Raw genomic sequence first — 24,158 nt, 5'->3', positions numbered from 1 at the left:
CTCACGCTCCCGTGGCGACGAGGAGGACGGCGACCGTCAGGACGACGGTGCCGGCGAGCAGCGCGCTCACATAGGTCTGCATATTGCCGGTCTGGGCGCGCCGTACGGCGGCGCCGAGCAGGCGGGGCAGGGTGCCCGCGCCACGTACGTAGGTGTCGACGACCTCGCGGTCGAGGAACCGGACGAGACTCGCCGCGGCCATCACCGGGCGGACGAACAGGGCCGCGTACACGGCGTCCAGATGGAAGCCGGAGGCCGCGTGGCGGTGCAGCGGGCCGAGTAGCAGGCGGCCCGGATCCGCCGGGTCGGGTGCCGAGGCCACGTCTCCGTAGGCGGGCGTGTGGCTCGCGATGGCCTCGGCCTCGACGAGTCCGGCGTCGCCCTCCGGGTGGGCCGCGACCGCGCCCAGCGGTGCGCCGGCCGCGCGTGCGGTGGTGTGCCGCCAGGCGCCGTAGGTGACGATGCCGCCGACGAGGGCGACGCCCGTACCGAGGACGGACGTGGTGAGTGTCGGGGTCAGGTCACGGCCGTCGAACCAGTTGGGGAGCACGCGGTAGGCGAGTCCGCCGAGGGCGAGGGACGGGACGGCGAGCACCCACAGCACGGCGTTCATCGCCACGGGCTGCCTGCCGTGGTCGGGGGCTTCAACTCCCCGTCCGTGGAAGGCGAGCAGCCACAGGCGCGTCGCGTACGCGGCGGTGAGCAGGGCCGCGAGCAGGCCGGCGGCGAGGACGATCCAGCCCGCGACGCCGGGGATGTGCGCGGTGTCTCCGGTGGCCGCGTGTTCGGCGGCGCCGAGGACGGACTCCTTGGAGAAGAAACCGCTGAAGGGCGGGATCGCGGCGAGCGCGAGGAGCGCCACGGTCATCGTCCAGAAGGCGTCGGGGACGCGGGCGCGCAGGTTGCCCATGCGGGACATGGCGGCCAGCGAGTTGGTGCCGGAGGCGTGGATGATCACGCCGGCGGCGAGGAAGAGCAGCGCCTTGAAGGCGCCGTGGGACAGGAGGTGGAAGACGGCGGCACCGCGGTCGCCGACGGCGAGGGCGCCGGTCATGTAGCCGAGCTGACCGATCGTCGAGTAGGCGAGGACGCGTTTGATGTCGTCCTGGGCTAGCGCGGCGAGGCCCGACCCGGCCATCGTCACGGCGGCCATGACGGCGAGGACGACCATCGCGGCCGAGGAGGCCTCGAACACCGGAAGGAGACGGGCGACGAAGTAGACACCGGCGGCGACCATCGTCGCGGCGTGGATCAGCGCGGAGACGGGTGTCGGGCCCGCCATCGCGTCGGGGAGCCAGGTGTGCAGCGGGAACTGCGCCGACTTGCCCGCCACACCGGCCAGGAGCAGCAGGGCGATCAGCGTCGGGTGGTGCAGCCCGCCGTTCACGACGGTGCTCAGGACCTTGGTGATGCGGAAGGACCCGGCGTCGGTCGCGAGCGCGAACAGGCCGATCAGGAACGGGACATCACCGAGCTTGGTGACGAGGAATGCCTTGATGGAGGCGGCACGGGCCTCCGGGGTCTCCCAGTAGTGGCCGACGAGGAAGTAGGAGCAGATGCCCATGACTTCCCAGCCGACCAGCAGCACGATCAGGTCGCCGGAGTAGACGACGAGGAGCATCGCGGAGGTGAAGAGGGAGACGAGGGCGGCGTACGAGGGGTAGCGCGGGTCATCGCGCAGGTAGCCCGTCGAGTAGATCTGCACGCAGGTGGCGACGAAGGCGACCAGGACGGCGACGAGGGCGGCGAAGCCGTCGATGTGCAGGGCGAGTTCGACGGGGACCGAGCCCGTGGGCGTGAGCTCGGTGGCGGAGTCGACGGCCGCCTCGCCGCCCTGGCGTACAGCAACGATCGCGGCCAGCGCGAGCGCGGCGAGCGACGGCAGGACGGCGAGCGGGCGGACGAACCCTGGGGCGGTGCGGCCGAGGAGCAGGCCGGCCGCGGCGCCCAGGAACGGAAGGAGGGGGACGAGGACGGCGAGGGTGGTCGTGGTCACGCGGTGGCCTCAGCCTTCTCGGCCGCGGGGGGCTCGGGGCCGTCGCTGTCTGAGCCGCCGGGGCTGGACCCGCCGGGGCTGTCGGAGCCGCCGGATCCGTCGGGGCCGTCGGTTTCGTGGCCCTCGGCGGTGTCGCGGAGCTTGTCGATGTCCGAGGTGCCGCGGCCCCGGTAGACGGCGAGGACGATCGCCAGGCCGATGCCGATCTCCGCGGCGGCGATGGCGATGGTGAACAGGGTCAGGGCCTGGCCGGAGTGCAGCTTCTCCTCGGCGGTCCTGCTGAGCCAGACGTCGAAGGCGACCAGGTTCAGGTTGACGGCGTTGAGCATCAGCTCGACCGACATCAGGACGAGGATCGCGTTGCGGCGGGCGAGGACGCCGTAGATGCCGGTGCAGAAGAGGAGGGCGGCGAGCACGGCGGGATAGACGAGGTGCATCAGCGGGCTCCCTTCTGCTCGGTGGGGTTGTTCTGCGCGGTTGCGCTGTTCTGCGCGGTCTGGTTCTGGGCGGTCTGATTCTGCTCAGTCGGGTCGTTCCGCTCGGTCCGGTTGTCCCGCGCGGTCGGATCGTTGCCTTGAGACCGGCTATTTCGCCTGAACGTGTGATTACGGGAATCCGGGACGGATGGGGAACTACCGGTCGCGCGCCGGGAGTTCACAGGGGGAGAGCTCAGCTCCGACTTCGTCTTGCGGGACAGGACGATCGCGCCGACCAGGGCCGCGAGGAGAAGGACGGAGAGGGCCTCGAAGGGGAGGACCCAGTTCTGGAACAGGCTCGCGCCGGTCACCGCGGTCGAGCCGGCGGCCGGACCGTCCAGGTCCATCCAGGTCGCGCGGAAGGCGTCGACGACGACCCAGACCAGGGCCGCCGCGGCGGCGACGGCCACGGCGAGGGCGGCCCAGCGGTTGCCGGAGTCGGCGTCCGGGGAGCGGCCGATGGGGGCCTTGGTGAGCATCAGACCGAAGAGAAGGAGGACGACGACGGAACCGACATAGATGAGGACCTGCACCCAGGCGATGAACTCGGCGGTGAGGAGGAGGTATTCGACGGCGAGACCCCCGAGGGTCACCACGAGCCACAGGGCGGCGTGCACCAGCTGCTTGGTGGTGACGGTGACCAGGGCGGCGCCGAAGGTGACCAGACCGACGAGGAGGAAGGCGATCTCGACGCCGGTCGGGGAGAGGAACCCGTGGGTGTGGGGGGCGGCGAGGGGTGCCGTGGCGGTCACGGCGACGGTTTCGGCGAGGGTCACGACTGGCCCTCCGGCGGCTCGGTGGGGTCGGCGGGGTTGGGCTGCGGGGGCTTGGCCGGGGTGGGCTTCGCGGCTTCGGTGGGCGCGGCTTCGGCGGAGGTGGTTTCGACGGAGGTGGTCGGCGCAGCTTCGGCGGCTTCTGCCGGCTTGACCTCCGCTGCCTCGGTGGCCTCCGCGGCCTCGGTGGGCCCAGCCTGCTCGGCCCCGGTGACCTCTGCCGGCGTGGCGGCTGTGGGCCCTGCGGCTTCTGCGGCCTGCGGTGGCTCTGCGGGCCTGGGCTGCGCGGTCTCGGTGGCCTCTACGGCCTGCGTGGACTTCGCGGGCCCTGCAGCTTCCGTGGTCCGGGTGGTCTCTGCGGGCTTGGCCTGCGTGGCCTCTGCGGTCGTTGCGGCTTCCGGAGTCTGCATGGCCTCTGCTGCTTCCGCGGCCTGAGCTGCCTGAGCTGCGGCCAGCTTCTCGGCTGTCTTGCGGGCGGTGGCGATCTCCTTGGGTTCCTCGGCGCCGGGGTCGAGGGCGGGTGGGGCCGGGACGGTCCACATCCACTCGCGGAGCTTGTCGCGTTCGTGGGTGAGTTCGTGGATGTCGGTCTCGGCGTACTCGAACTCCGGGGACCAGAACAGCGCGTCGAAAGGACAGACCTCGATGCAGATACCGCAGTACATGCACAGGGAGAAGTCGATGGCGAAGCGGTCGAGGACGTTGCGGCTGCGCTCACGGCCGCCGGGGGCCGCCGCCGGGACCGTCTCCTTGTGGGAGTCGATGTAGATGCACCAGTCGGGGCACTCACGGGCGCAGAGCATGCAGACCGTGCAGTTCTCCTCGAACAGGCCGATGACCCCGCGGGTGCGGGGCGGGAGGTCGGGCTGGGTGTCCGGGTACTGCTCGGTGACGGTCTTCTTCGTCATCGTGCGGAGGGTGACGGCCAGGCCCTTGGCCAGACCGGAGCCGGGGATGGGGGCCACTAGAGGAACACCACCTTCACGACGCCGGTGAGGGCGATCTGAGCGAGGGAGAGGGGGACGAGGAGGGTCCAGGAGAGTTTCTGGAGCTGGTCCTCGCGCAGGCGGGGATAGGTGACGCGGAGCCAGATGACGACGAAGGCGAGGATCCCGGTCTTCAGCAGGGTCCACACCCAGCCGAGGCCGTCCGCGCCCCACGGGCCGTGCCAGCCGCCCAGGAAGAGGACGGTGGTCAGGCCACACAGGACGACGATTCCGGCGTACTCGGCGAGGAGGAAGAGGGCGAAGCGGAGACCGGTGTACTCGGTGTAGGCGCCGAAGATGATCTCGGAGTCGGCGACGGGCATGTCGAAGGGAGGGCGCTGGAGTTCGGCCAGGCCCGCCACGAAGAAGACGACCGCGCCGACGATCTGCCAGGGCAGCCACCACCAGTGGAAGGCGTCGAGGATGCCGGGGAGGGAGACCGTGCCGGCTGCCATCGCCACGGAGGCGGCGGTGAGCAGCATGGGGAGTTCGTAGGCGAGGAGCTGCGCGGCGGTGCGGAGGCCGCCGAGGAGGGAGAACTTGTTGGCGGAGGCCCAGCCGGCCATGAGCGAGCCGAGGACGCTCACGCCCATCACCGCGAGGACGAAGAAGATGCCCGCGTCCAGGACCTGGCCGACGGCGCCCTCGCTCGGGCCGATGGGGATGGCGAGGAGGACGAGCAGATACGGGAGGAGGGCTACGGCGGGGGCGAGTTGGAAGATACGGCGGTCCGCGCCCGCCGGGACGATGTCTTCCTTCTGGGCGAACTTGACGCCGTCCGCGACGAGTTGGGCCCAGCCGTGGAAGCCGCCGGCGTACATGGGGCCGAGGCGGCCCTGCATGTGGGCCATCACCTTGTGCTCGGTCTGACCGACGATCAGGGGGAAGGTGAGGAAGACGACGAAGACGATCAGGAGTCGCAGGGCGACGTCGAGCACGTCGTTCACTGCGGGCCTCCTGTGGGGGTGTCGGGGGTCGGGGGGTCGGGAGTCGGGTTTTCGGGGGCGGGGTCTTCGGTGGTGGGGGGTGAATCGGGTCCTTCAACTGCATCCGCGTCAGCCGCAGTTATGTCCGGGTCGGGCTCGGGCTGCTCGAAGGCTGGGCGGGCGTTGTGCCACGGGGCGTCCGTGCTGCGGGGAGCGGTGGGGGGCGGGGCGGTGCTGCCCTCTCGTGTTGATGCCGGTCCCTGTGACGGGTCGGCCGCAGGTGCCGATTCCGGTTCCACCGCCGGTTCCACCGCAGGTGCTGGCGCCGGTGCCTGTTGCGATGCCGAGCCGTCGCTCGCGCTGCGCGACCGGCGAGGGGGTGCCGCGCCCGTGCCCTGTTGACTCGCCGAACCCTCGCTCGCGCTGCGCGACCGGCGCGGCCCAGCAGGCGGGACCGCAGGGCCGCGAACGTCCTCGGCCGACTGGGCCTGACCCTCGGTCGCGGGCACCGCACCCTCACTCGCCGGCGCTGCGTTCTCAACCTGCGAGGCCTCACGCCCGGCCGACGCTCCCGCGCCCCCAGCCGATGGCACCGCGCCCTCTCCCGAAGGGGCCGCACCCTCGGCCGGCGCCCCCTGACTCACCGATCCTTCCGAAACCGAACGGGCCCGCCGCACAGGGCGATCACCCGCAGCACGGGCCGGACCGTCACCGGCCGCACGAGCTGGGGACTCGCCCGCCGCACGGACAGGACGGTCACCCCCCGCACGTACCGGACGCTCCCCCGCAGCCCGCCCCGCCCCCCGTGCAGGCCGTGCCGGAGCCGCCGGAAGCTGGCCCTTCATGGGGCCCCACTCGTTCGGGTCGGGTACGCCCGGCGGGAGCATCTGGCGGCGTTTCGGGCCGCCGTGGTCGGACTCGCCCGGTTCCTTCGCTCCGGGCCAGGCCTTGGCGACTCGGGCCGCGAGGACGAAGTCCTTGCGGAGGGGGTGGCCCTCGAAGGTTTCCGGGAGGAGGAGGTGGTCCAGCGCCGGGTGGCCCTCGAAGTCGACGCCGAACATTTCGTGGGTCTCGCGTTCGTGCCAGGCGGCGCCCGCGTAGACGTCGACGGCGGTGGGGAGTGCCGGGGTCTCGTGCGGGACGGTTGTACGGACGAGGAGACGGCGTACCGGTGACAGTGCCACGACGTGGGCGGAGACGCGGAAGCCGGTGCCTGGTTCGTCGACCGCGCTCAGCCAGTCGAAGTAGGTGCAGCCCAGGTCGTCGCGGGCGGTGCGCAGGGCGGCGAGCCAGGTGGCGGGGGGTACGTCGACCGTGAGGAGGTCGTAGGACTCCTCGGCCGTGGCCTCCGTACCGAAGAGTTCCTCAACCGGAGCGGGCAGCCAACCGACGGCGGTCATCGGGCATCACCCGAGCCCGAGCCGGAACCCGAGCCGGAGTCCGAGTCCGCACCCGCACCCGCACCCGCGGAATCCCCATCCGGCACCGGCGCCGTGACCAGCCCGCTCTGCAGCGCCGCCGTAGAAGCCCGGCCCCCCGTCACCCCGTACCGCTCCCCCAGCGACTCCCGGGCGATCTTCTCCTGGAGTTTGAGGATGCCCTGGAGGAGGGCTTCGGGGCGGGGCGGGCAGCCGGGGACGTAGACGTCGACCGGGATGATCTGGTCGACGCCCTTGGTGACCGAGTAGGAGTCCCAGTACGGGCCGCCGCAGTTGCTGCACGCGCCGAAGGAGATGACGTATTTGGGCTCGGGCATCTGCTCGTAGAGGCGTTTCACGGCCGGGGCCATCTTGTCCGTGACCGTGCCGGAGACGACCATCAGGTCGGCCTGGCGCGGGCCCGGTGCGAAGGGGATCACGCCCAGGCGGATGAAGTCGTGGCGGGCCATGGACGCGGCGATGAACTCGATGGCGCAGCAGGCGAGGCCGAAGTTGAAGACCCAGAGGGAGTAGCGGCGGCCCCAGTTGAGGACCACCTTCATGGGTTCGGGGGCGAGGCGGGCGAGGGCGCCCAGGCGTTTCGGCTCGGGGAGGTACACCGGCTCCGGCGAGGGCGAAGACGAGGAGGAGGTCATGTCCGGCGTCACGTCCATGCCAGGACGCCCTTCTTGTATGCGTACAGCAGGCCCACGGTCAGGAAGCCGAGGAAGACGAACATCTCGACGAGGGTGGTCGCGCCGTAGCCCGGTGCGGCGAAGACCGTCGCCCAGGGGAAGAGGAAGATCGAGTCGACGGCGAAGATGACGTACAGGAACGCGTAGACGTAGTACCGGACTTGGGTGTGGGCCCAGCCCTCGCCGACGGGGTCGACGCCGCACTCGTACGTCAGGAGTTTCTCGGGGGTGGGGACGACCGGGCGCAGCAGGCGGCCGGCGCCGAAGGCCACGGCGACGAAGAGCACGCCGACGACGGCGAGCAGTCCCACGACGGAGTAGGACCGGAAGTAGTCCGCCGCGACGACCACGGTCGGCTCCCGCAAGCTGTCCGGCAACGTCTCCCGCAAGTCCGACCCCTCCTCCTCCGCACGGGCTTCCCCACGGCCCGCTCCGGTGACCCGGTGCCCCCGTGACCCATGTGAACTCTGTGTTCGACGATCTGTACGCACGGGAGTCTAGGCCCTGTTAAAGGCAAGGTAAGCAGCCCGTCACGGCTTGAGATCCGCTCGGAATGACGGGACGGACGCGATGGTGGGGTTTTCCCCAGCAGACCCGGGCGGCGGACCTCATGGCGCCGGAGCGCGTCGCGCGGCACGCTGGCCCATATGACCGTACGCATCCCCTACGCCGACCCGGCGGCATCCGGCGGCGAGCTCGACGAGCCGCTGCCGCCGGCCCGCTTCGCCTATGACAGACACACCTGGAAGGAGATCGCGCATCTCCTGACGAATCTGCCGGTGTCGGTGTTCGGCTTCGTCTATGTGGTGACGATGCTGACCATCAGCGGCGGCCTGACCGTCACCGTGGTCGGGTTTCCGCTGCTCGCGCTGGGGTTGATGGGCGCGCGGCTGATCGGGAAGTTCGAGCGGGGCCGGGCCCGGCGGCTGCTCGGGGTGCGGATCGACGAGCCGAGCCCGTTGCCGTGGCGCAAGGGCGGCGGGCTGCTGCAACGGGTGTGGATGGCACTGAAGGACCCGGTGGGCTGGCGGACGGTGCTGTACGACGGGATGCGGTTGCCGTGGGGCATCGTCACCTTCACCGTCACGCTGACCTCGTTGTTCGTGCTGTGGCCGGTGCTGCCGTTCATCGCGCGCGGGCTGGCGAACGCGGACCGCGCGATGGTGCGCGGCCTCCTCTCCCCCTCCGACGAACTGGAGCGCCGTATCGCCGAGTTGGAGTCCGACCGGGGTGTCGTCGTCGACACGGCGGCGGCGGATCTACGGCGGATCGAGCGCGACCTGCACGACGGGGCGCAGGCCCGGCTGGTCAATCTGGCGATGGGCCTGGGGCTGGCCAAGGAGAAGCTGCTGGAGGGCCGGGCCGACGAGCAGGTCGCCGCGATGGTCGACGAGGCGCACGGCGAGGTGAAGCTGGCGCTCCAGGAGCTGCGGGACCTTGCGCGCGGGATCCATCCCGCCGTCCTCACCGACCGCGGGCTGGACGCCGCCCTCTCCTCCGTCGCCTCGCGCTGCACGGTGCCGGTGAAGGTGACGGCCGACATCGGCGCGCGCCCGGCCGCGGCCATCGAGGGCATCGCGTACTTCACCGTCTCCGAGCTGCTGCAGAACATCAGCAAGCACAGCGGCGCCCGTACGGCGTCGGTCGACGTGTGGCGGTCGGACGACCGCCTGCTCATCCAGGTCTGGGACGACGGCCGCGGCGGCGCGAACCTCGACGGCGGCACCGGCATGCGCGGCCTCGCCGACCGACTCGGCGCGGTCGACGGCCTGTTCGTCCTCGACTCCCCGCCTGGGGGACCTACGACCGTCACGGCGGAGCTGCCGTGGCGCGAGCGCGACCGGACCACCGGACCGGGCCGGGGGTAGGGAAAACCCCCCTCCCGGGAGGCCGACGGACTCCATGGTCCACGGACCTGCGGTCGAGCAGTCTGGAGATACGACAGCACGGCTGGCACGGCTGCGGACAACGAGTAGAACGGGACCACGTCAATGGCCACGGAGTACGGGCAGGGGTACGGATCGCACGGCACGTTCGACCTCGACGGGCGGCGTCAGCGCCGGCACCGGTTGCCGACCGCGCTGCGCGCACCCCTTGAGGCGCGCAGCTGGCGGGAGTTCGGCTATGTGCTGCTGAGCCTGCCGATCAGCATCCTGCTCTTCACCTACGCCGTCACGATGGTGTCGCTGGGCGCGGGCCTGCTGATCACCTTCCTCGGCGTCCCGGTCCTGGCGGGCGCCCTGGCCGGCTGCCGGGGCTTCGGCGCGCTGGAACGGGCGCGGGCCCGCCGCCTGCTCGACCTGGACGTCGCCGATCCCGAGCCGCTGCGCATGAAGAAGAACGGCCCGATGGCCTGGATGGGCGCCGTCCTCAAGAGCGGCACGTCCTGGCGCCACCTGCTGTACGCCGTACTGCACTTCCCGTGGGCGGTCTTCTCCTTCGTCGTCGCCCTCAACTTCTGGGCCTACGGCTGGGCCCTCCTGACGTACCCGCTGTGGTTCTGGCTCTTCCCGATGTACGGCGGTGGGGGCGGCCTTCAGCTCTACGGCGACGAGCACCACCAGATCTATCTGGACAACCCCTTCGAGATCACCGTCACCGCGCTGGTCGGACTGCTGTTCACACTGGCCACGCCGTGGATCGTGCGGGCGCTGACGATGGTCGACCGGCTGATGGTGCACGGGCTCCTCGGACCGTCGACGCTGGCGACGCGGGTCGTGGAGCTGGAGTCTGACCGGGGTGTCGTGGTCGACACAGCGGCGGCGGACCTGCGGCGCATCGAGCGGGACCTGCACGACGGCGCGCAGGCTCGCCTCGTAGCTCTGGCCATGGATCTGGGGCTGGCGAAGGAGAAGCTGACGGAGGACCCGGAGGCCGCGGCGCGGATGGTGGGCGAGGCGCACGGTGAGGTGAAGACGGCGTTGCAGGAGCTGCGGGACCTGGCGCGCGGGATCCATCCGGCGGTGCTGACCGACCGGGGGCTGGACGCCGCCCTGTCCTCCGTGGCCTCGCGCTGCACTGTGCCGGTGCAGGTGGAGGTGGATCTGCCGGCGCGGCCGGCGGCGGCCATCGAGGGGATCGCGTACTTCACCGTCTCCGAGCTGCTGCAGAACATCAGCAAGCACGCGAAGGCGACGTGGGCGGCCGTGGATGTGTGGCGGGTGGAGAACCGGCTGATGCTGCAGGTCGTGGACAACGGGGTGGGCGGCGCGGATGCCTCCGGCGGTTCGGGGCTGGCCGGTCTTGCCGGGCGGCTCGACGCGGTGGACGGGATTCTGGTGGTGGACTCGCCGGTGGGTGGGCCTACCAGGATCACGGCGGAGCTGCCCTGGCGGGGTTGAGGGCTTGGGGCATTGAAGGGTTGAGCCCGCCGCCCTGCCCTCTGGGGGCTGCGCTCCCAGACCCCCATCGGCCTGAACGGCCTCGTCCTCAAACGCCGGACAGTCTAGAAATAGCCGGCGTGTGCTGAAAGGGCGAACGTCCGCGCAGCGGAGCAGACACCGGACAGGCCGGATTCCTCTACCCCCACCACCCTCCGCAGGCTGGGGTCCAGCCTAACCATTCAAAGCACCCGACAACGGTTAGATTTACCCCCAGCCTCCAACACCCCCCCTTCCCCGATTCCATCCCCCCGCCCGCACCAGGTCGCGAACCCTGGAATGCTGGACCTGTCGTGTGGACGGACGCGAGTCGACGTGGGCCGGCAGGGCGGGCAATGGGGGGCCGAACATCGTGGAGGACAGGGTGCGGGTGGTCATCGCCGAGGATTCAGTGCTGCTCAGGGAGGGCCTGACCCGGTTGCTGACCGACCGCGGGCACGACGTGGTGGCCGGGGTGGGCGACGGCGACGCGCTGGTGAAGACCATCACCGAGCTGGCGGATCAGGGCGCGCTGCCGGACGTGGTCGTGGCCGACGTACGGATGCCGCCGACGCACACAGACGAAGGCGTGCGGGCAGCCGTGGAGCTGCGCAAGGCGCATCCCGGCCTCGGCGTGCTGGTGTTGTCGCAGTACGTGGAGGAGCGCTACGCCACCGAACTGCTGGCCGGTTCCACGCACGGCGTCGGCTATCTGCTGAAGGACCGGGTGGCCGAGGTGCGTGAGTTCGTCGACGCGGTGGTGCGCGTGGCCTCGGGCGGTACGGCGCTCGACCCGGAGGTGGTCGCGCAGCTGCTCGGGCGCAGCCGTAAGCAGGACGTGCTCGCCCGACTCACCCCTCGGGAGCGCGAGGTGCTGGGGCTGATGGCCGAAGGACGGACGAACTCCGCGATAGCCCGACAGCTCGTGGTGAGCGACGGCGCGGTCGAGAAGCACGTCAGCAACATCTTCCTGAAGCTGGGCCTGTCGCCGAGTGACGGGGATCACCGACGAGTTCTGGCCGTCCTCACCTACCTCAACTCCTGACAGAATCCTGCCAAACTGACACCGTGTCAGCTGTCCGGCCGCCGACCGGCGGTTGTTCACCACCGTCAGTTCGCTGTCAGCCGAGTCCGGGACTCGGACAGCGTGATCCGAGAACCAGTCAACGCAACGGGAGCGTCGTCAAGGGAAGTACCGGGGGGCGGGAAATCATGACAAGTCAGGGCGCCGGGCCGTCTCAAAACTGCGTCCATCATGCGAACGGCCGAAGGAAGGCGACCCTTACAGACGTAGGGTTGATCCTGGGAGGGTCGGCAGTACGACCATGCCCGGACAGCGTCCTCGAAGAGGAGGTCCAGTTCAGTGACCAGCCAGGTCAGTAGCCCAGCGGAGCAGGCCGACGGAGCCGTCGTAGGGGAACAACGCAAACCGGCGGGGGTGAAGGACGTCCAGCGCCTGGACCGGGTGATCATCCGGTTCGCCGGTGACTCGGGTGACGGTATGCAGCTCACCGGTGACCGCTTCACCTCGGAGACGGCGTCCTTCGGGAACGACCTCTCCACACTGCCGAACTTCCCGGCCGAGATCCGCGCCCCCGCAGGCACCCTGCCGGGGGTTTCGTCGTTCCAGCTGCATTTCGCCGACCACGACATCCTGACCCCGGGCGACGCGCCCAACGTGCTGGTCGCGATGAATCCGGCCGCTCTGAAGGCGAACATCGCCGATGTGCCGCGCGGTGCGGAGATCATCGTCAACACGGACGAGTTCACCAAACGCGCGCTGCAGAAAGTGGGTTACGCCGCCTCGCCCCTGGACGACGGGTCGCTGGACGGCTACAGCCTGCACCCCGTGCCGCTGACGGCCCTCACCGTCGAGGCGTTGAAGGACTTCGGCCTGACCCGCAAGGAGGCCGAGCGCAGCAAGAACATGTTCGCGCTGGGCCTGCTGTCGTGGATGTACCACCGGCCGACCGAGGGCACCGAGAAGTTCCTGAAGTCGAAGTTCGCCAAGAAACCCGAGATCGCGGCGGCCAACATCGCGGCGTTCAGGGCGGGTTGGAACTTCGGCGAGACGACCGAGGACTTCGCGGTCTCCTACGAGGTCGCACCGGCCACCACCGCGTTCCCGACCGGCACCTACCGCAACATCTCCGGGAACCTGGCCCTGTCCTACGGCTTGGTCGCCGCGTCCCGACAGGCGGACCTGCCCCTCTTCCTGGGCTCGTACCCGATCACCCCGGCCTCGGACATCCTGCACGAGCTGAGCCGGCACAAGAACTTCGGTGTACGGACCTTCCAGGCCGAGGACGAGATCGCGGGCATCGGCGCCGCGCTGGGGGCGGCCTTCGGCGGCTCCCTCGCGGTGACGACGACGAGCGGCCCGGGCGTGGCACTGAAGTCGGAGACCATCGGCCTCGCCGTATCGATGGAACTCCCGCTCCTCGTCCTGGACATCCAGCGCGGCGGCCCGTCCACCGGCCTCCCCACCAAGACGGAACAGGCCGACCTGCTCCAGGCGATGTTCGGGCGCAACGGCGAGGCGCCGGTCCCGATCGTCGCCCCGTGCACCCCGGCCGACTGCTTCGACGCGGCGATCGAGGCCGCGCGGATCGCGCTCACCTACCGCACCCCGGTGATGCTCCTCTCCGACGGCTATCTGGCCAACGGCAGCGAGCCCTGGCGCATCCCCGACATCGACGAACTCCCGGACCTCACCGTCCAGTTCGCGCAGGGCCCGAACCACACCCTGGACGACGGCACCGAGGTCTTCTGGCCGTACAAACGCGACCCGCAGACCCTGGCCCGCCCGTGGGCGATCCCCGGCACGCCCGGCCTGGAACACCGCATCGGCGGCATCGAGAAGCAGGACGGCACGGGCAACATCTCCTACGACCCCGCCAACCACGACTTCATGGTCCGCACCCGCCAGGCCAAGATCGACGGCATCGACGTACCGGATCTGGAGGTCGACGACCCGCACGGAGCGCGGACGCTGGTCCTCGGCTGGGGCTCGACGTTCGGACCGATCACGGCGGCAGTCCGCCGCCTGCGGGGCGCCGGTGAGTCGATCGCCCAGGCGCACCTGCGCCACCTCAACCCCTTCCCCCGCAACCTCGGCGCGGTCCTCAAGCGCTACGACCGGGTGGTGATCCCCGAGATGAACCTCGGTCAGCTCGCCACGCTGGTGCGGGCGAAGTACCTGGTGGACGCGCACTCGTACAACCAGGTGAACGGCATGCCGTTCAAGGCTGAGCAGCTCGCCACGGCTCTCAAGGAGGCCATCGATGGCTGAGACGTCCACGGAAGGCACGGGCACGATCGAGGCACTTTCACTCGTCCCCAAGGCCGAGGCCGTGCAGTCCATGAAGGACTTCAAGTCCGATCAGGAAGTGCGCTGGTGCCCCGGCTGCGGTGACTACGCGATCCTCGCGGCGGTGCAGGGTTTCATGCCGGAACTGGGCCTGGCCAAGGAGAACATCGTCTTCGTCTCCGGCATCGGCTGCTCCTCCCGCTTCCCGTACTACATGAACACGTACGGCATGCACTCGATCCACGGCCGCGCGCCCGCGATCGCGACCGGACTGGCGTCCTCCAGGCGGGACTTGAGCGTCTGGGTGGTCACAGGTGACGGCGACGCCCTCTCCATCGGCGGCAACCACCTGATCCACGCCCTGCGCCGCAACGTCAACCTGAAGATCCTCCTCTTCAACAACCGGATCTACGGCCTGACGAAGGGCCAGTACTCGCCGACCTCCGAGGTAGGCAAGATCACCAAGTCGACGCCGATGGGCTCCCTGGACGCCCCCTTCAACCCGGTGTCGCTCGCGATCGGCGCGGAGGCGTCCTTCGTCGCGAGGACGATCGACTCGGACCGCAAACACCTCACCCAGGTCCTCCGCGAGGCGGCCGCCCACCCCGGCACGGCGCTCGTCGAGATCTACCAGAACTGCAACATCTTCAACGACGGCGCCTTCGACGCGCTGAAGGACCGCCAGCAGGCCGAGGAGGCGGTGATCCGCCTGGAACACGGGCAGCCGATCCGCTTCGGCGCGGACGCTTCGCGCGGCGTGATCCGGGACGCGACGACGGGCGACCTGAAGGTGGTCGACGTAACCCCGGACAACGAGGCGCAGATCCTCGTCCACGACGCCCACACGACGTCTCCGACCACCGCCTTCGCCCTGTCCCGCCTGGCCGACCCCGACACCCTCCACCACACCCCCATCGGCGTCCTCCGGTCCGTGCAACGCCCGGTCTACGACACCCAGATGGCCGACCAACTCGACACAGCCATCGAACAGAACGGCAAAGGCGACCTCGCCGCACTGCTCGCCGGCGGCGACACCTGGACCGTCGTCGGCTGACGGTTTCGCTCATACGGACGGAGGGCCTGGGTGTGATACCCGGGCCCTCTGCTCTGTTTACGTCAGGCGTCGGGGATGTCCCGCTTGGCACGGAGCAGGGTGTCGCGAGTGATGACGACGATGCGCTCGTAGTCGGCTCGGGCGGCGTCGGCGGGGAGGAGAGAGTCGAGTTCTTCGGTGCGGTCGGTTCCGATGACGGCGAAGTTGCCGTCACTCAACTCGAAGAGGTCGGGGCAGTTCTGGCCGGACACGGAGCCCCGCTGACTCGGCGGGTCGCCAAGGCGGCGGACTATTCGGACGGACAAGTTTTCGTGACGCATATAAGTGGGCCCCTCTCGGCGTCGAGCACAACCGCAAGGTAGCCAATCGGCGGTCGCCGGCTCTCGGCTTACGCCTCGGAGGGCGCCCCGACCACCCACCACTCGTCCAGATCGTCGAGCCGCTCTTCCATGACGGCATTGACCGCTCTGCCGATCCGCGCTTCCAACGACTCCTTCGGCAACGAACTCCGGCCCTCGGAGGTGAGCTGCCAGTACTCCGCGAATACGGAACTCTTGCTCAGGAACTTGAGGTGACCGAGCAGTTCACCTCTGTCGATGCCACCGATGCGATAACTCAGCAGAATCAGCACGTACTGCTTGTTGGCGAAGGCCAGTTGACGGCGCCTCTCCAGGGACACACCGCCCGGAGCACCCAACACGTCCGCGAACGAGGGATCGTCGATCGCCCGGTCCAGTTGCTCACCGAAGAGGCGGTGCAACTGGATCCGGTTCGCGTTGCGCAGCTCCTCCGCCATGAAACCGATCTGGCGGGCCAACTCCCGTATGAGCTCGTCCTGTTGTGACGCAACCATGCCGACCAGCCTGCCCCGCCCCCGAAAGCGGCGCGCGAGGCGGAAAGGGGGCGCATGGAAGGACGCGCCGCGCACAAGGCAGGACTAAGGCGCCCCGGCGGTACCGGCTCGCCCCTTCTCCGCGTCGTACGCCTCCCGCGCCTCCAACACCCGCCCCATCCGGTCCGTGGCCCACAACGCCAGACCCCGTACCTGTTCCGCCGCCTCCCGTCCCAGTTCGGTCAGGGAGTAGTCGACCCGGGGCGGGATCACCGGTTTGGCGTCGCGGTGGATCAGGCCATCCCGTTCGAGGGTCTGCAGGGTCTGCGCCAGCATCTTCTCGCTCACCTGCCTGACCTCTCCGATCGCGCGGCGGAGTTCGCTGAAGCGGTAGGGGCGGTCGAGGAGTTCGATGAGGACCAGGACGCCCCAGCGGGACGTGACGTGTTCCATGATCAGGCGGTGCGGGCACATCGCCTCACCCTCGGTGCGGCCACCCGTCATCTCTGCGCTTACTGCCATGCCAGTACCTTACTTCAAAGTGGGTACTTTCCACGAGTTAGCGCCTCCCCTAGGGTTAGTGACACGCACCGCACCGCACCACGCCGCACACCCACAAGGAGCTGTCACCCATGAGCATCGTCGTCACCGGAGCCACCGGACACCTCGGCCGTCACGTCGTGGAGCAGTTGCTGGAGAAGGTTCCGGCCGACCAGATCACCGCTGTCGTACGGACGCCGGAGAAGGCCGCCGACTTCGCCGAGCGCGGCGTGAAGATCGTGGTCGCGGACTACAACACCCCCGAGACCTTCGGCACCGTCTTCGCCGCCGGCGACAAGGTGCTGCTGATCTCCGGCAACGAGTTCGACAAGGGCCGGGTCGAGCAGCACAAGGTCGTCATCGAGGCCGCGAAGGCCGCCGGTGTCGCCCTCCTCGCCTACACCAGCGCCCCCGGCACCCTCACCGCCGCCCTGGCCGACGACCACCACGGCACCGAGGAGGCACTGCTCGCGTCCGGTGTGCCGTACGCCCTGCTCCGCAACGGTTGGTACAACGAGAACTACACCGAGAACCTCGCCCCCGTGCTGGAGCACAACGCCGTCGTGGCCGCCGCCGGTGACGGCCGGGTCTCCTCCGCGAGCCGTGCCGACTACGCCGCTGCCGCCGTCACCGTACTGACCGGCGAGGGCCACGAGAACCAGACGTACGAACTGGGCGGCGACGAGGCGTGGGGCTTCGCCGAGTACGCGGCCGAGCTGAGCCGGCAGACCGGCAAGGAGATCGCCTACAACAACGTGCCCGCCGAGACCCTCGTCGGCATCCTCACCGGCGCCGGCCTGCCCGAGCCGTTCGCAGCGATCCTCGTCGGCGTCGACGCGTCCATCACGCAGGGCCAACTGGTCGTCTCCACCGGGGACTTGTCCCGCCTGTCGGGCCGCCCGACCACGCCGATCAGCGAGTCGATCGCCATCGCGCTCAAGGGCTGAACCGCCCGCGGAAGGCCTCCCCCGGCCATCACGGCGTGACGATCGGGAACGCCTTGTCGGCCTGGGTGACGTAGGAGAAGAGGCGGGCCGGCAAGGACGCGTCGCCCTCGGCCGTGACGCCGTCGAGGCCCTTGCCTGCGAGGAGGCCCAGGAGCCGGGGCTTCGTGAGGGTGAGGGTCAGGCCCGCCTGGGTCCTGGGGGTGTCCAGGATGCGGTGGGTGAGCGCACCGTTGTGCAGGGTGAGGCGGTGGCGGCGGTCCTCGTCGGTGAGGACGAGGTCGATGGTGAGGTCGTCGTCCCAGGCGCCCTCAGGCCGACACAGGCCACGTCGTTCCATCCCAACATCGGGTGGAAGCGGCCGCATGTCGGGCGCCCCTCCCCCGCCTGTCATGACCGTATGGCGATACGGCCATGACAGCCGAGGGCGCCCGGCGCTACCTTCGTGCTGGCCGCATCGGCGCGGCCAGGCGGCAAGGCGCGCGTGAAGGAGGGGCCCGTGAGCGGGAAGCCGAGCGGGAAGCCGAAGGGCGACCAGCACCACATAGGACTGCTGAACGGCTTCGCGGCATACGGCATGTGGGGCCTCGTCCCACTCTTCTGGCCACTGCTCAAGCCCGCCGGCGCCGCCGAGATCCTCGCCCACCGCATGGTGTGGTCGCTGGCCTTCGTCGCCGTGGCACTCCTCGTGATCCGGCGCTGGGCCTGGGCCGGTGAACTCCTGCGCCAGCCACGCAAGTTGGGCCTCGTCACGATCGCCGCGGCCTTCATCACCGTCAACTGGGGCGTCTACATCTGGGCCGTGAACAGCGGCCACGTCGTCGAGGCCTCGCTCGGCTACTTCATCAACCCCCTCGTCACCATCGCGATGGGCGTCCTCCTCCTGAAGGAACGCCTGCGCCCGGCGCAATGGGCCGCGGTCGGCGTAGGCCTGGCCGCCGTGATCGTCCTGGCGGTCGGCTACGGCCAACCACCGTGGATCTCCCTCTGCCTGGCCTTCTCCTTCGCGACGTACGGCCTGGTGAAGAAGAAGGTCAACCTCGGCGGCATCGAGTCCCTGGCCGCGGAGACGGCGATCCAGTTCCTGCCGGCGCTCGCCTACCTGCTGTGGCTCGGCGCGCACGGCAAGGCGACCTTCGCCCAGGAGGGCCCCGGCCACGCCACCCTGCTCGCCTCCACCGGCATCGTCACCGCCCTCCCCCTCGTCTGCTTCGGCGCGGCGGCGATCCGGGTACCGCTGTCGACACTGGGCCTGCTCCAGTACATGGCCCCGGTGTTCCAATTCCTGCTGGGCATCCTGTACTTCCACGAGTCCATGCCACCCGCACGCTGGGCGGGCTTCTCGCTGGTGTGGCTGGCCCTCATCCTCCTGACGACGGACGCATGGCGCACGGCACGCAGGGGCAGGGCGGCAGCGGCGGCGATCCCACAGAAACAGAAGAGGCCCCCAGCCGACAGTCCGACCCCAGTGGACACGGCGAACCCGGCGGACCCGGTAGAGGCGTAGCCCCGCAGCCACACCGCACCGATGCCAGAGTGAAGGGCATGACACAGACGCCCGCACCCACACCCATCCACTGGAAGCTGGTCATCGACGCGGCGGACCCGCACGCCCAGGCGGACTTCTGGGCCGCCGCACTCCACTACGAGCCCGAGGACAACAGCACCCTCGTCCAACAGCTCCTGAAAATGGGCGCGTTGCCCGAAGCCGCGACCGTCGACTTCCACGGCCGCCCGGCCTTCCGCGACCTGATGGCCGTACGACACCCCGACGACCCCTACGACAAGGACCGCGGCACGGGCCTGGGCCGCCGCCTCCTCTTCCAGCGGGTCCCGGAGCCGAAAACCACCAAGAACCGCCTCCACCTCGACCTGCACCCGGGCCCGGACCACCGCGAGGCCGAGGTGGAACGCCTCACGAGCCTCGGCGCGAGCGTGCTGCGCCGGGTGACGGAACCGGCCGGCGCATGGGTCGTGATGACGGACCCCGAGGGCAACGAGTTCTGCGTGGCCTAGACGGCGGCCTTCACTCAGCGGCCCTGCGGGCGCGCTCGGTGAGGCGCCCCATACGGGCGCGAGCGGACTCCAGTTCCTCGATGTCCTCTACGGCGGGCCCGTCCTCGGCGGTGAGTTCGGTCCACAGGTCGATGAGGTCGCGGCCGAGGGCGAGGCCCCGCTCCGGGTCGCGTACGGCACGCCAGGCCGTGGCCGCGCTCTGGACGTTGCCGTAGGCGGCCTCCGCGTCGTGGGCGCGGTGGCGGATGCGGGCGAGGTCGAGGGAGAGATGGAAGGCGCGGAGCGGGTCTCCGGCCAAGTAGGCGATGTAGGCGGCGAGTTCACGCAACCGCAGAACCTCGGGGTGCTCAGGCCCGAGAGCACCCGCCGCATCCCCGACGGTCCGCTCCGCCAGCCCGACCGCTTCCTCGATCCGCCCCGCCTTGACGGCGTCGTTGATCCGCACCATCGGCTCGATGAGAAACGCGGTCCCCGCACCGTCGGTCGTCACCGGCTCGTCCCCCAGCACGGCCTCGGCCACGGCGTCGAACCCACGCGCGGGCGTCGGCTTGGGGTCCGGTTCCGGGGCGGTGAGGGCGAGGTCGGGAATGGGGATGGCGGCGGGACGGGGAGCGAGTTCCGGAGTGACCGGCGGTACATCCGCCACCGGCGCCGAGTCCATCACAGGCGGCGGCCCGAACGCCCCCGTAGGCACCTGGACCGACCCCAGCGGCGCACCCCCGTCGGCCGACTCCGGCACCGCGTGCAACGGGAACGTGGGCGCCGACTCCCCCACCGACTCAGGCACAGCCCGCAACGGAAAGGTCGGAACCACCTCCCCCTCCACCCCCGGAGCGGACACGGCCCGCAGCCGATGAGTCACCGGATCACCGCTCGCCCCACGGCGACCCTCAGGCTCCCGCACCATTTCCGGCCCAGGTTCCACGACGTCCGCAGACACCCCCGGCGGCAAAGCGGGCGGCGGCGGAAACCCAGCAGGGACGGCCGACACCGCGCCTTCCCCTACGCCAGCCATCGCCCAAGGCTCCGCCGAGAAGTGACTGGACCCGTCCGGATCGATCTGAAGCGGAACGACGTACCCGATCCGATCGTCGTGGACAGTCGCGCGCACGGGATGCCCCGTGGCCGAGGCGATGCGATGAAGGTGACCCAGAACCGCCTGTTGGATCTCCTCCCCCGCGACGACCGCGACCGGCACTCCACCGATCGAGGCACCACCGGCGCCCGGGCCGTCCACGGGTACGCGTACCTCGAAAGGTGACGCGGTGGGTGCCGAGCGTGCGGCTCGCTTCTGTTCCCGCTTCTTCTCGCGGCTGAGTCGAGTCATCGGTTCCCTCACTCGCATGCGTCGGGGAGGCGGCCCGCGCTCCCCGACGTCAAGATCCGTTCGTACGCGTACTGTTGAGTCTCGCCGTTCCCTTCAGGTTCTCAGGTCACCGCGACGTCACAGCCTCGTCCCAGGAGTTCCGTGAGCACCGGCGGGGCCCACGAGGGAGGAACTCGGTCATGCAGACAGGTGGACGCCAGGGCCCGGAGATCTGGCTCCGCGGACCGGTACCACTACCGGTGGGCAACGGCCCGCACGCAGGGACACCGGAAGCACCCGAGCGCCCCTCCAGTATCCCCACCCGTATCGCCACCACCCCACGCCGCCGCTTCTCCTGGGTCGCCACCCACGGCGGCACCGGCGCCACCACCCTCGCCTCGGTCTACGGCGGCCAGGACTGCGGCCGCGACTGGCCGGGCCCCGAGGACCCACCGTCAATCCTGCTAGTCGCCCGCACGCATGCCGCAGGGCTGGCCGCCGTCTCCCGCGCCCTGGAGGTCTTCCGCCGCGGCGAGGCACCCGCAGGCCTCGACCTGGACGCCGTAGTCCTCGTAGCGGACGCACCCGGCCGCCTCCCCCGCCAGCTGGCCCCCCACGTCAAGGCCATCGAGTCGGTGATCGACGTCTACCGCGTCCCTTGGGTCCCGGCCTGGCGCATCGGCGACCTCACCGGCGAACCACCCCGCGAAACAGAAGCCCTGACCCGCCTCACAGGCACAACCCGGCACCCCCGCTGACACCCCCCCTCGCCCCACGAGCCCGCAGCCGCCGACGAAACGGGAGTGGGTCGTGGCGGTGCGGCGCAGCCCGCCGCGTACCCGGCACCAACCCGCTCAGCCATGTAGACAAACCGTGGGGCCCCACCAGCGGCGGGCTCGCCGTACCGCCACGACCCCGACCCCACCCACACACCGCGGGCGCACCCACCCCAACCACCCCACCCCACAGGCACCCCATGGACAGGTGATTGCGTACGCATATAATGCATACGGCTACAATCGCCGCACGCCGATTACCCCTGGGGGACCCATGACCCGCCGCTTCCTCTTCGTGCTGGGCAGCGCCCGCCTCGACGGCAACACGGAACTCCTCGCCCGCAGGGCCGCCGAGCAGCTGCCCCCGGACGTCGAGCAGGAGTGGATACGCCTGGCCGACCACCCGCTCCCCGACTTCCTGGACATCCGGCACGACGGAATCGTCGGGGCGGTCCAGCCCACCGAGAACGACGCCATCCGGCAGCTCCTCGACGCCACCCTCGCCGCGACGGACATCGTGATCGCCTCGCCGGTCTACTGGTACTCGCTCTCCGGCCTCACCAAGCGCTACCTGGACTACTGGTCCGACTGGCTGCGTGTCCCCGGCGCGGACTTCAGGGCAACGATGGCCGGCCGCACCCTCTGGGGCATCTCCGCCCTCGCCGACGACGAACCCGTGGTAGCCGCCCCGGTGGTCGGCACGCTCAACAACTCGGCCGCGTACCTCAAGATGCGCTTCGGCGGAGTCCTGTTCGGCAACGGCAGCGCCCCCGGCGACGTCCTGAAGGACACCGAGGCACTGACCCGAGCGAAGACGTTCTTCACCCAGGAAGCCCCGCTGGCCCGCTTCCCCTTCGAGGACTCAGCCTCGTAGCAACGCCCTACGCCGTGATGTCCTTCGCCGTGAACCGCGCCCACGCCGCCGACCCGAAAACCGCCGCGTACAACGCCTGAAGACCCAGGTTCTTCACCAGATCGTCCCAGTACACGGGCTCACGCATGAGGTCGGCGAAGGACAGCCAGTAGTGGGAGAAGAAGTACGGCTGGAGCGCGTGCAGTTGGGGAATCTGGTCCAGAATCTGGACGGTGATCAGCAGCCCCACGGTGGTAGCCATCGCCGCGATCCCACTGCTGGTCATCGTCGAGATGAACAACCCCAGGGCCGCGATACCGACAAGGGACGCGGCCACGACCAACGCGATCAACAGCGCCCGCCCCAACCCCTCCGCGAAACTGATCTGCGTACCCGAGATGGTCGTCAGGTCCCCCAGCGGAAACAACAACGCCCCGACCGTCAGCGCCGACAGCGCCACGACCAGGGTCGCCACCACGCAGAACGTCAGCACGGTCGCGTACTTGGTAAGAAGCAACCGGGTGCGACCGGCCGGAGCCACCAGGAGATACCGCAGGGTCCCCCCGCTGGCCTCGCCCGCGATCGCGTCACCCGCGACGACCCCGATGGCCATCGGCAGAAAAAACGGAAGCGTGGCGGCCAACGCCGTGAACACCAGGAACAGCCCGTTGTTGGTGATCTGCGCGATGAACGCGGGCCCTCCACCCCCGTCCCCACGCCCAGGCCCGCCCGCGTCCTGCGTCTCCAGCTTGACCGCGATCCCGACCAGAATCGGCACGGCGGCCAGCACACCAAGCAACGCAAGCGTGCGCCACCGCCGGAACGTCGTCACCAACTCGCTGCGCAACAGCCCAAAGGTCCAGAGAAACCGGGGCGCACGCACGGCAACCGGCCCAGAACCAGCGGAAGCAACCACCTCAGCCCGCGACATCGAACCCCTCCCCCGTGAGCGCCACGAACGCGTCCTCCAGAGAAGCCCGTTCAACCCCAAAGCCCCGCACCCGCACCCCGGCGGTCACCAACGCCGCGTTCACCTCGGCGAGTTCACGATCGGGAGGCTCCGCGGTCACCCGCTCCTCCGCCACGACCACGTCGGCCAGCCCCAGTTCCTTCAGCACCCGTGCCGCGTCTCCAGGGTCGGGCGTAGCCACGAACAGCCGCCCCTTGGTCCCCGCAGCCAGCTCGGCCACAGAACCCTGCGTGATCAGCCGGCCCTGTGCCATCACCGCCGCGTGGGTGCAGACCTGCTCGATCTCATCAAGTAGATGGGAGGAGAGAAAGACCGTCGTACCGTCGGAAGCCAACTCCCGGATCAGAGACCGAATCTCACGCATCCCCTGCGGATCGAGCCCGTTCGTCGGCTCGTCCAGAACAAGCAGCTGCCGAGGCTGAAGCAACGCGGACGCAAGCCCCAACCGCTGCTTCATCCCCAGGGAGTACGCCTTCGCCTTCTTCCCGGAGGCCGCCGTCAGCCCCACCCGGTCCAGCGCGGAAGCCACACGATCCCGCCGGGTACGCGGATCGGCCGTCGGATCAGCGGCGTCGTAACGAAGCAGGTTGTCTCGCCCGGAGAGAAAGCCGTACAGCGCAGGCCCCTCAATGAGAGCGCCCACACGCGGCAGAACCGTACGCACAGACCTGGGCATGGGCCGCCCCAGAACACGGGCCGTCCCAGACGTGGGTTCGATCAGCCCCATCAGCATGCGGATGGTGGTGGTCTTGCCCGAGCCGTTGGGCCCGAGGAAGCCGAAGACGCTGCCCGCCGGGACGGTCAGGTCGAGACCGTCCACGGCGAGCTGCCCGCCGCGGAAGCGCTTGGTGAGACCACGGGTGGCGATGATGCCGTCACCCGCGTCCGCCTGTTCCTGCACCTCAGCGGACGGTCCGCCCATCGACTC

25 protein-coding genes and 1 pseudogene are annotated in these 24,158 nt (G+C 69.9%); 11 read left to right on the top strand and 15 right to left on the bottom strand.

Annotation, left to right across the window (positions count from 1 at the left end; genetic code table 11):
• Position 1: 1 nt before the first annotated feature.
• The 8 genes and pseudogenes from OG496_RS33410 to OG496_RS33375 form a co-directional block, all read right to left on the bottom strand.
• A complete protein-coding gene (locus OG496_RS33410) occupies positions 2-1,996 on the bottom strand; it encodes an NADH-quinone oxidoreductase subunit L (protein WP_405973569.1) in 1,995 nt (664 codons plus the stop codon).
• Positions 1,993-2,433, bottom strand: coding sequence for an NADH-quinone oxidoreductase subunit NuoK (gene nuoK, locus OG496_RS33405; protein WP_405973568.1), 441 nt, complete (start codon positions 2,431-2,433; stop codon positions 1,993-1,995). The genes OG496_RS33410 and nuoK overlap by 4 nt, the downstream gene beginning before the upstream one ends.
• Positions 2,433-3,248: an NADH-quinone oxidoreductase subunit J gene (locus tag OG496_RS33400; protein ID WP_405973567.1), complete on the bottom strand. Its 816-nt coding sequence runs from the start codon at positions 3,246-3,248 to the stop codon at positions 2,433-2,435. Before OG496_RS33400 ends, nuoK begins: the two co-directional genes overlap by 1 nt.
• A gap of 347 nt (positions 3,249-3,595) precedes the next feature.
• A pseudogene (locus OG496_RS33395) lies at positions 3,596-4,210 on the bottom strand (NuoI/complex I 23 kDa subunit family protein); the annotation flags it as partial.
• Complete coding sequence (locus OG496_RS33390; protein ID WP_366489074.1) at positions 4,210-5,178, bottom strand: complex I subunit 1 family protein; 969 nt, start codon at positions 5,176-5,178, stop codon at positions 4,210-4,212. The gene OG496_RS33390 and the pseudogene OG496_RS33395, both read right to left, overlap by 1 nt.
• Positions 5,175-6,557, bottom strand: a complete 1,383-nt coding sequence (locus OG496_RS33385; protein ID WP_405973566.1) for an NADH-quinone oxidoreductase subunit C — start codon at positions 6,555-6,557, stop codon at positions 5,175-5,177. Before OG496_RS33385 ends, OG496_RS33390 begins: the two co-directional genes overlap by 4 nt.
• The gene (locus OG496_RS33380; protein WP_405973565.1) at positions 6,554-7,249 is read right to left on the bottom strand and encodes an NADH-quinone oxidoreductase subunit B; all 696 of its coding nucleotides are present in this window, start codon (positions 7,247-7,249) and stop codon (positions 6,554-6,556) included. The genes OG496_RS33385 and OG496_RS33380 overlap by 4 nt, the downstream gene beginning before the upstream one ends.
• Positions 7,240-7,659: an NADH-quinone oxidoreductase subunit A gene (locus tag OG496_RS33375; protein WP_405973564.1), complete on the bottom strand. Its 420-nt coding sequence runs from the start codon at positions 7,657-7,659 to the stop codon at positions 7,240-7,242. The genes OG496_RS33380 and OG496_RS33375 overlap by 10 nt, the downstream gene beginning before the upstream one ends.
• A gap of 258 nt (positions 7,660-7,917) precedes the next feature.
• On the opposite strand from OG496_RS33375, the gene OG496_RS33370 reads away from it, so the two are divergent.
• The 5 genes from OG496_RS33370 (at position 7,918) to OG496_RS33350 (ending at position 14,993) form a co-directional block, all read left to right on the top strand.
• Positions 7,918-9,138 (top strand): sensor domain-containing protein, encoded by a 1,221-nt coding sequence (locus OG496_RS33370; protein ID WP_366489071.1) that lies wholly within the window; start codon positions 7,918-7,920, stop codon positions 9,136-9,138.
• 123 nt (positions 9,139-9,261) lie between these two features.
• Positions 9,262-10,611: a sensor domain-containing protein gene (locus OG496_RS33365; protein ID WP_366489069.1), complete on the top strand. Its 1,350-nt coding sequence runs from the start codon at positions 9,262-9,264 to the stop codon at positions 10,609-10,611.
• Positions 10,612-11,014: 403 nt separating this feature from the next.
• Positions 11,015-11,674 carry a response regulator transcription factor gene (locus OG496_RS33360; RefSeq protein WP_366490331.1) on the top strand — a complete coding sequence of 220 codons (660 nt, stop codon included), beginning with the start codon at positions 11,015-11,017 and terminating at the stop codon, positions 11,672-11,674.
• A gap of 318 nt (positions 11,675-11,992) precedes the next feature.
• The gene (locus tag OG496_RS33355; protein ID WP_405973563.1) at positions 11,993-13,921 is read left to right on the top strand and encodes a 2-oxoacid:acceptor oxidoreductase subunit alpha; all 1,929 of its coding nucleotides are present in this window, start codon (positions 11,993-11,995) and stop codon (positions 13,919-13,921) included.
• Entirely contained in the window at positions 13,914-14,993 is a 1,080-nt protein-coding gene (locus OG496_RS33350) for a 2-oxoacid:ferredoxin oxidoreductase subunit beta (protein ID WP_405973562.1), read from the top strand. The genes OG496_RS33355 and OG496_RS33350 overlap by 8 nt, the downstream gene beginning before the upstream one ends.
• Before the next feature lie 62 nt (positions 14,994-15,055).
• Here the strand turns inward: OG496_RS33350 and OG496_RS33345 are convergent, their stop codons facing one another.
• From OG496_RS33345 to OG496_RS33335, 3 genes are all read right to left on the bottom strand, one after another.
• Positions 15,056-15,313 (bottom strand): hypothetical protein, encoded by a 258-nt coding sequence (locus tag OG496_RS33345; protein ID WP_405973561.1) that lies wholly within the window; start codon positions 15,311-15,313, stop codon positions 15,056-15,058.
• Between the two features lie 68 nt (positions 15,314-15,381).
• Entirely contained in the window at positions 15,382-15,846 is a 465-nt protein-coding gene (locus OG496_RS33340) for a DUF6082 family protein (RefSeq protein WP_405973560.1), read from the bottom strand.
• A gap of 84 nt (positions 15,847-15,930) precedes the next feature.
• Entirely contained in the window at positions 15,931-16,347 is a 417-nt protein-coding gene (locus OG496_RS33335) for a winged helix-turn-helix transcriptional regulator (RefSeq protein ID WP_405973559.1), read from the bottom strand.
• Positions 16,348-16,457: 110 nt separating this feature from the next.
• Between OG496_RS33335 and OG496_RS33330 the strand changes: the two genes are divergently transcribed.
• Entirely contained in the window at positions 16,458-17,312 is an 855-nt protein-coding gene (locus OG496_RS33330; protein WP_405973558.1) for an SDR family oxidoreductase, read from the top strand.
• A gap of 28 nt (positions 17,313-17,340) precedes the next feature.
• Here OG496_RS33330 and OG496_RS33325 read toward each other — a convergent pair whose 3' ends face one another.
• Positions 17,341-17,649, bottom strand: a complete 309-nt coding sequence (locus tag OG496_RS33325; RefSeq protein WP_405973557.1) for an alkyl sulfatase C-terminal domain-containing protein — start codon at positions 17,647-17,649, stop codon at positions 17,341-17,343.
• A 159-nt stretch (positions 17,650-17,808) separates the two neighbouring features.
• On the opposite strand from OG496_RS33325, the gene rarD reads away from it, so the two are divergent.
• Positions 17,809-18,816, top strand: a complete 1,008-nt coding sequence (gene rarD / locus OG496_RS33320; protein WP_405973556.1) for an EamA family transporter RarD — start codon at positions 17,809-17,811, stop codon at positions 18,814-18,816.
• Positions 18,817-18,854: 38 nt separating this feature from the next.
• Positions 18,855-19,325, top strand: coding sequence for a VOC family protein (locus OG496_RS33315; protein ID WP_405973555.1), 471 nt, complete (start codon positions 18,855-18,857; stop codon positions 19,323-19,325).
• 10 nt (positions 19,326-19,335) lie between these two features.
• Here the strand turns inward: OG496_RS33315 and OG496_RS33310 are convergent, their stop codons facing one another.
• The gene (locus tag OG496_RS33310; RefSeq protein ID WP_405973554.1) at positions 19,336-20,112 is read right to left on the bottom strand and encodes a hypothetical protein; all 777 of its coding nucleotides are present in this window, start codon (positions 20,110-20,112) and stop codon (positions 19,336-19,338) included.
• Positions 20,113-20,463: 351 nt separating this feature from the next.
• On the opposite strand from OG496_RS33310, the gene OG496_RS33305 reads away from it, so the two are divergent.
• The 3 genes from OG496_RS33305 (at position 20,464) to OG496_RS33295 (ending at position 22,281) form a co-directional block, all read left to right on the top strand.
• Positions 20,464-20,586 (top strand): hypothetical protein, encoded by a 123-nt coding sequence (locus OG496_RS33305; RefSeq protein ID WP_366489058.1) that lies wholly within the window; start codon positions 20,464-20,466, stop codon positions 20,584-20,586.
• Positions 20,587-20,831: 245 nt separating this feature from the next.
• Complete coding sequence (locus tag OG496_RS33300; RefSeq protein WP_405973553.1) at positions 20,832-21,389, top strand: hypothetical protein; 558 nt, start codon at positions 20,832-20,834, stop codon at positions 21,387-21,389.
• Between the two features lie 292 nt (positions 21,390-21,681).
• Complete coding sequence (locus OG496_RS33295) at positions 21,682-22,281, top strand: flavodoxin family protein (protein ID WP_405973552.1); 600 nt, start codon at positions 21,682-21,684, stop codon at positions 22,279-22,281.
• 7 nt (positions 22,282-22,288) lie between these two features.
• Here OG496_RS33295 and OG496_RS33290 read toward each other — a convergent pair whose 3' ends face one another.
• Together OG496_RS33290 and OG496_RS33285 are read right to left on the bottom strand one after the other, a co-directional pair.
• Entirely contained in the window at positions 22,289-23,191 is a 903-nt protein-coding gene (locus tag OG496_RS33290) for an ABC transporter permease (RefSeq protein WP_366497362.1), read from the bottom strand.
• Positions 23,178-24,152, bottom strand: a complete 975-nt coding sequence (locus OG496_RS33285; protein ID WP_366497363.1) for an ABC transporter ATP-binding protein — start codon at positions 24,150-24,152, stop codon at positions 23,178-23,180. The genes OG496_RS33290 and OG496_RS33285 overlap by 14 nt, the downstream gene beginning before the upstream one ends.
• Positions 24,153-24,158 lie beyond the last annotated feature (6 nt).

The organism is Streptomyces sp. NBC_00988, from assembly GCF_045162645.1.
GTDB lineage: Bacteria > Actinomycetota > Actinomycetes > Streptomycetales > Streptomycetaceae > Streptomyces.
Note: the sequence above shows the minus strand (reverse complement) of the source record. Positions and strands in the feature narration are given on the sequence as shown.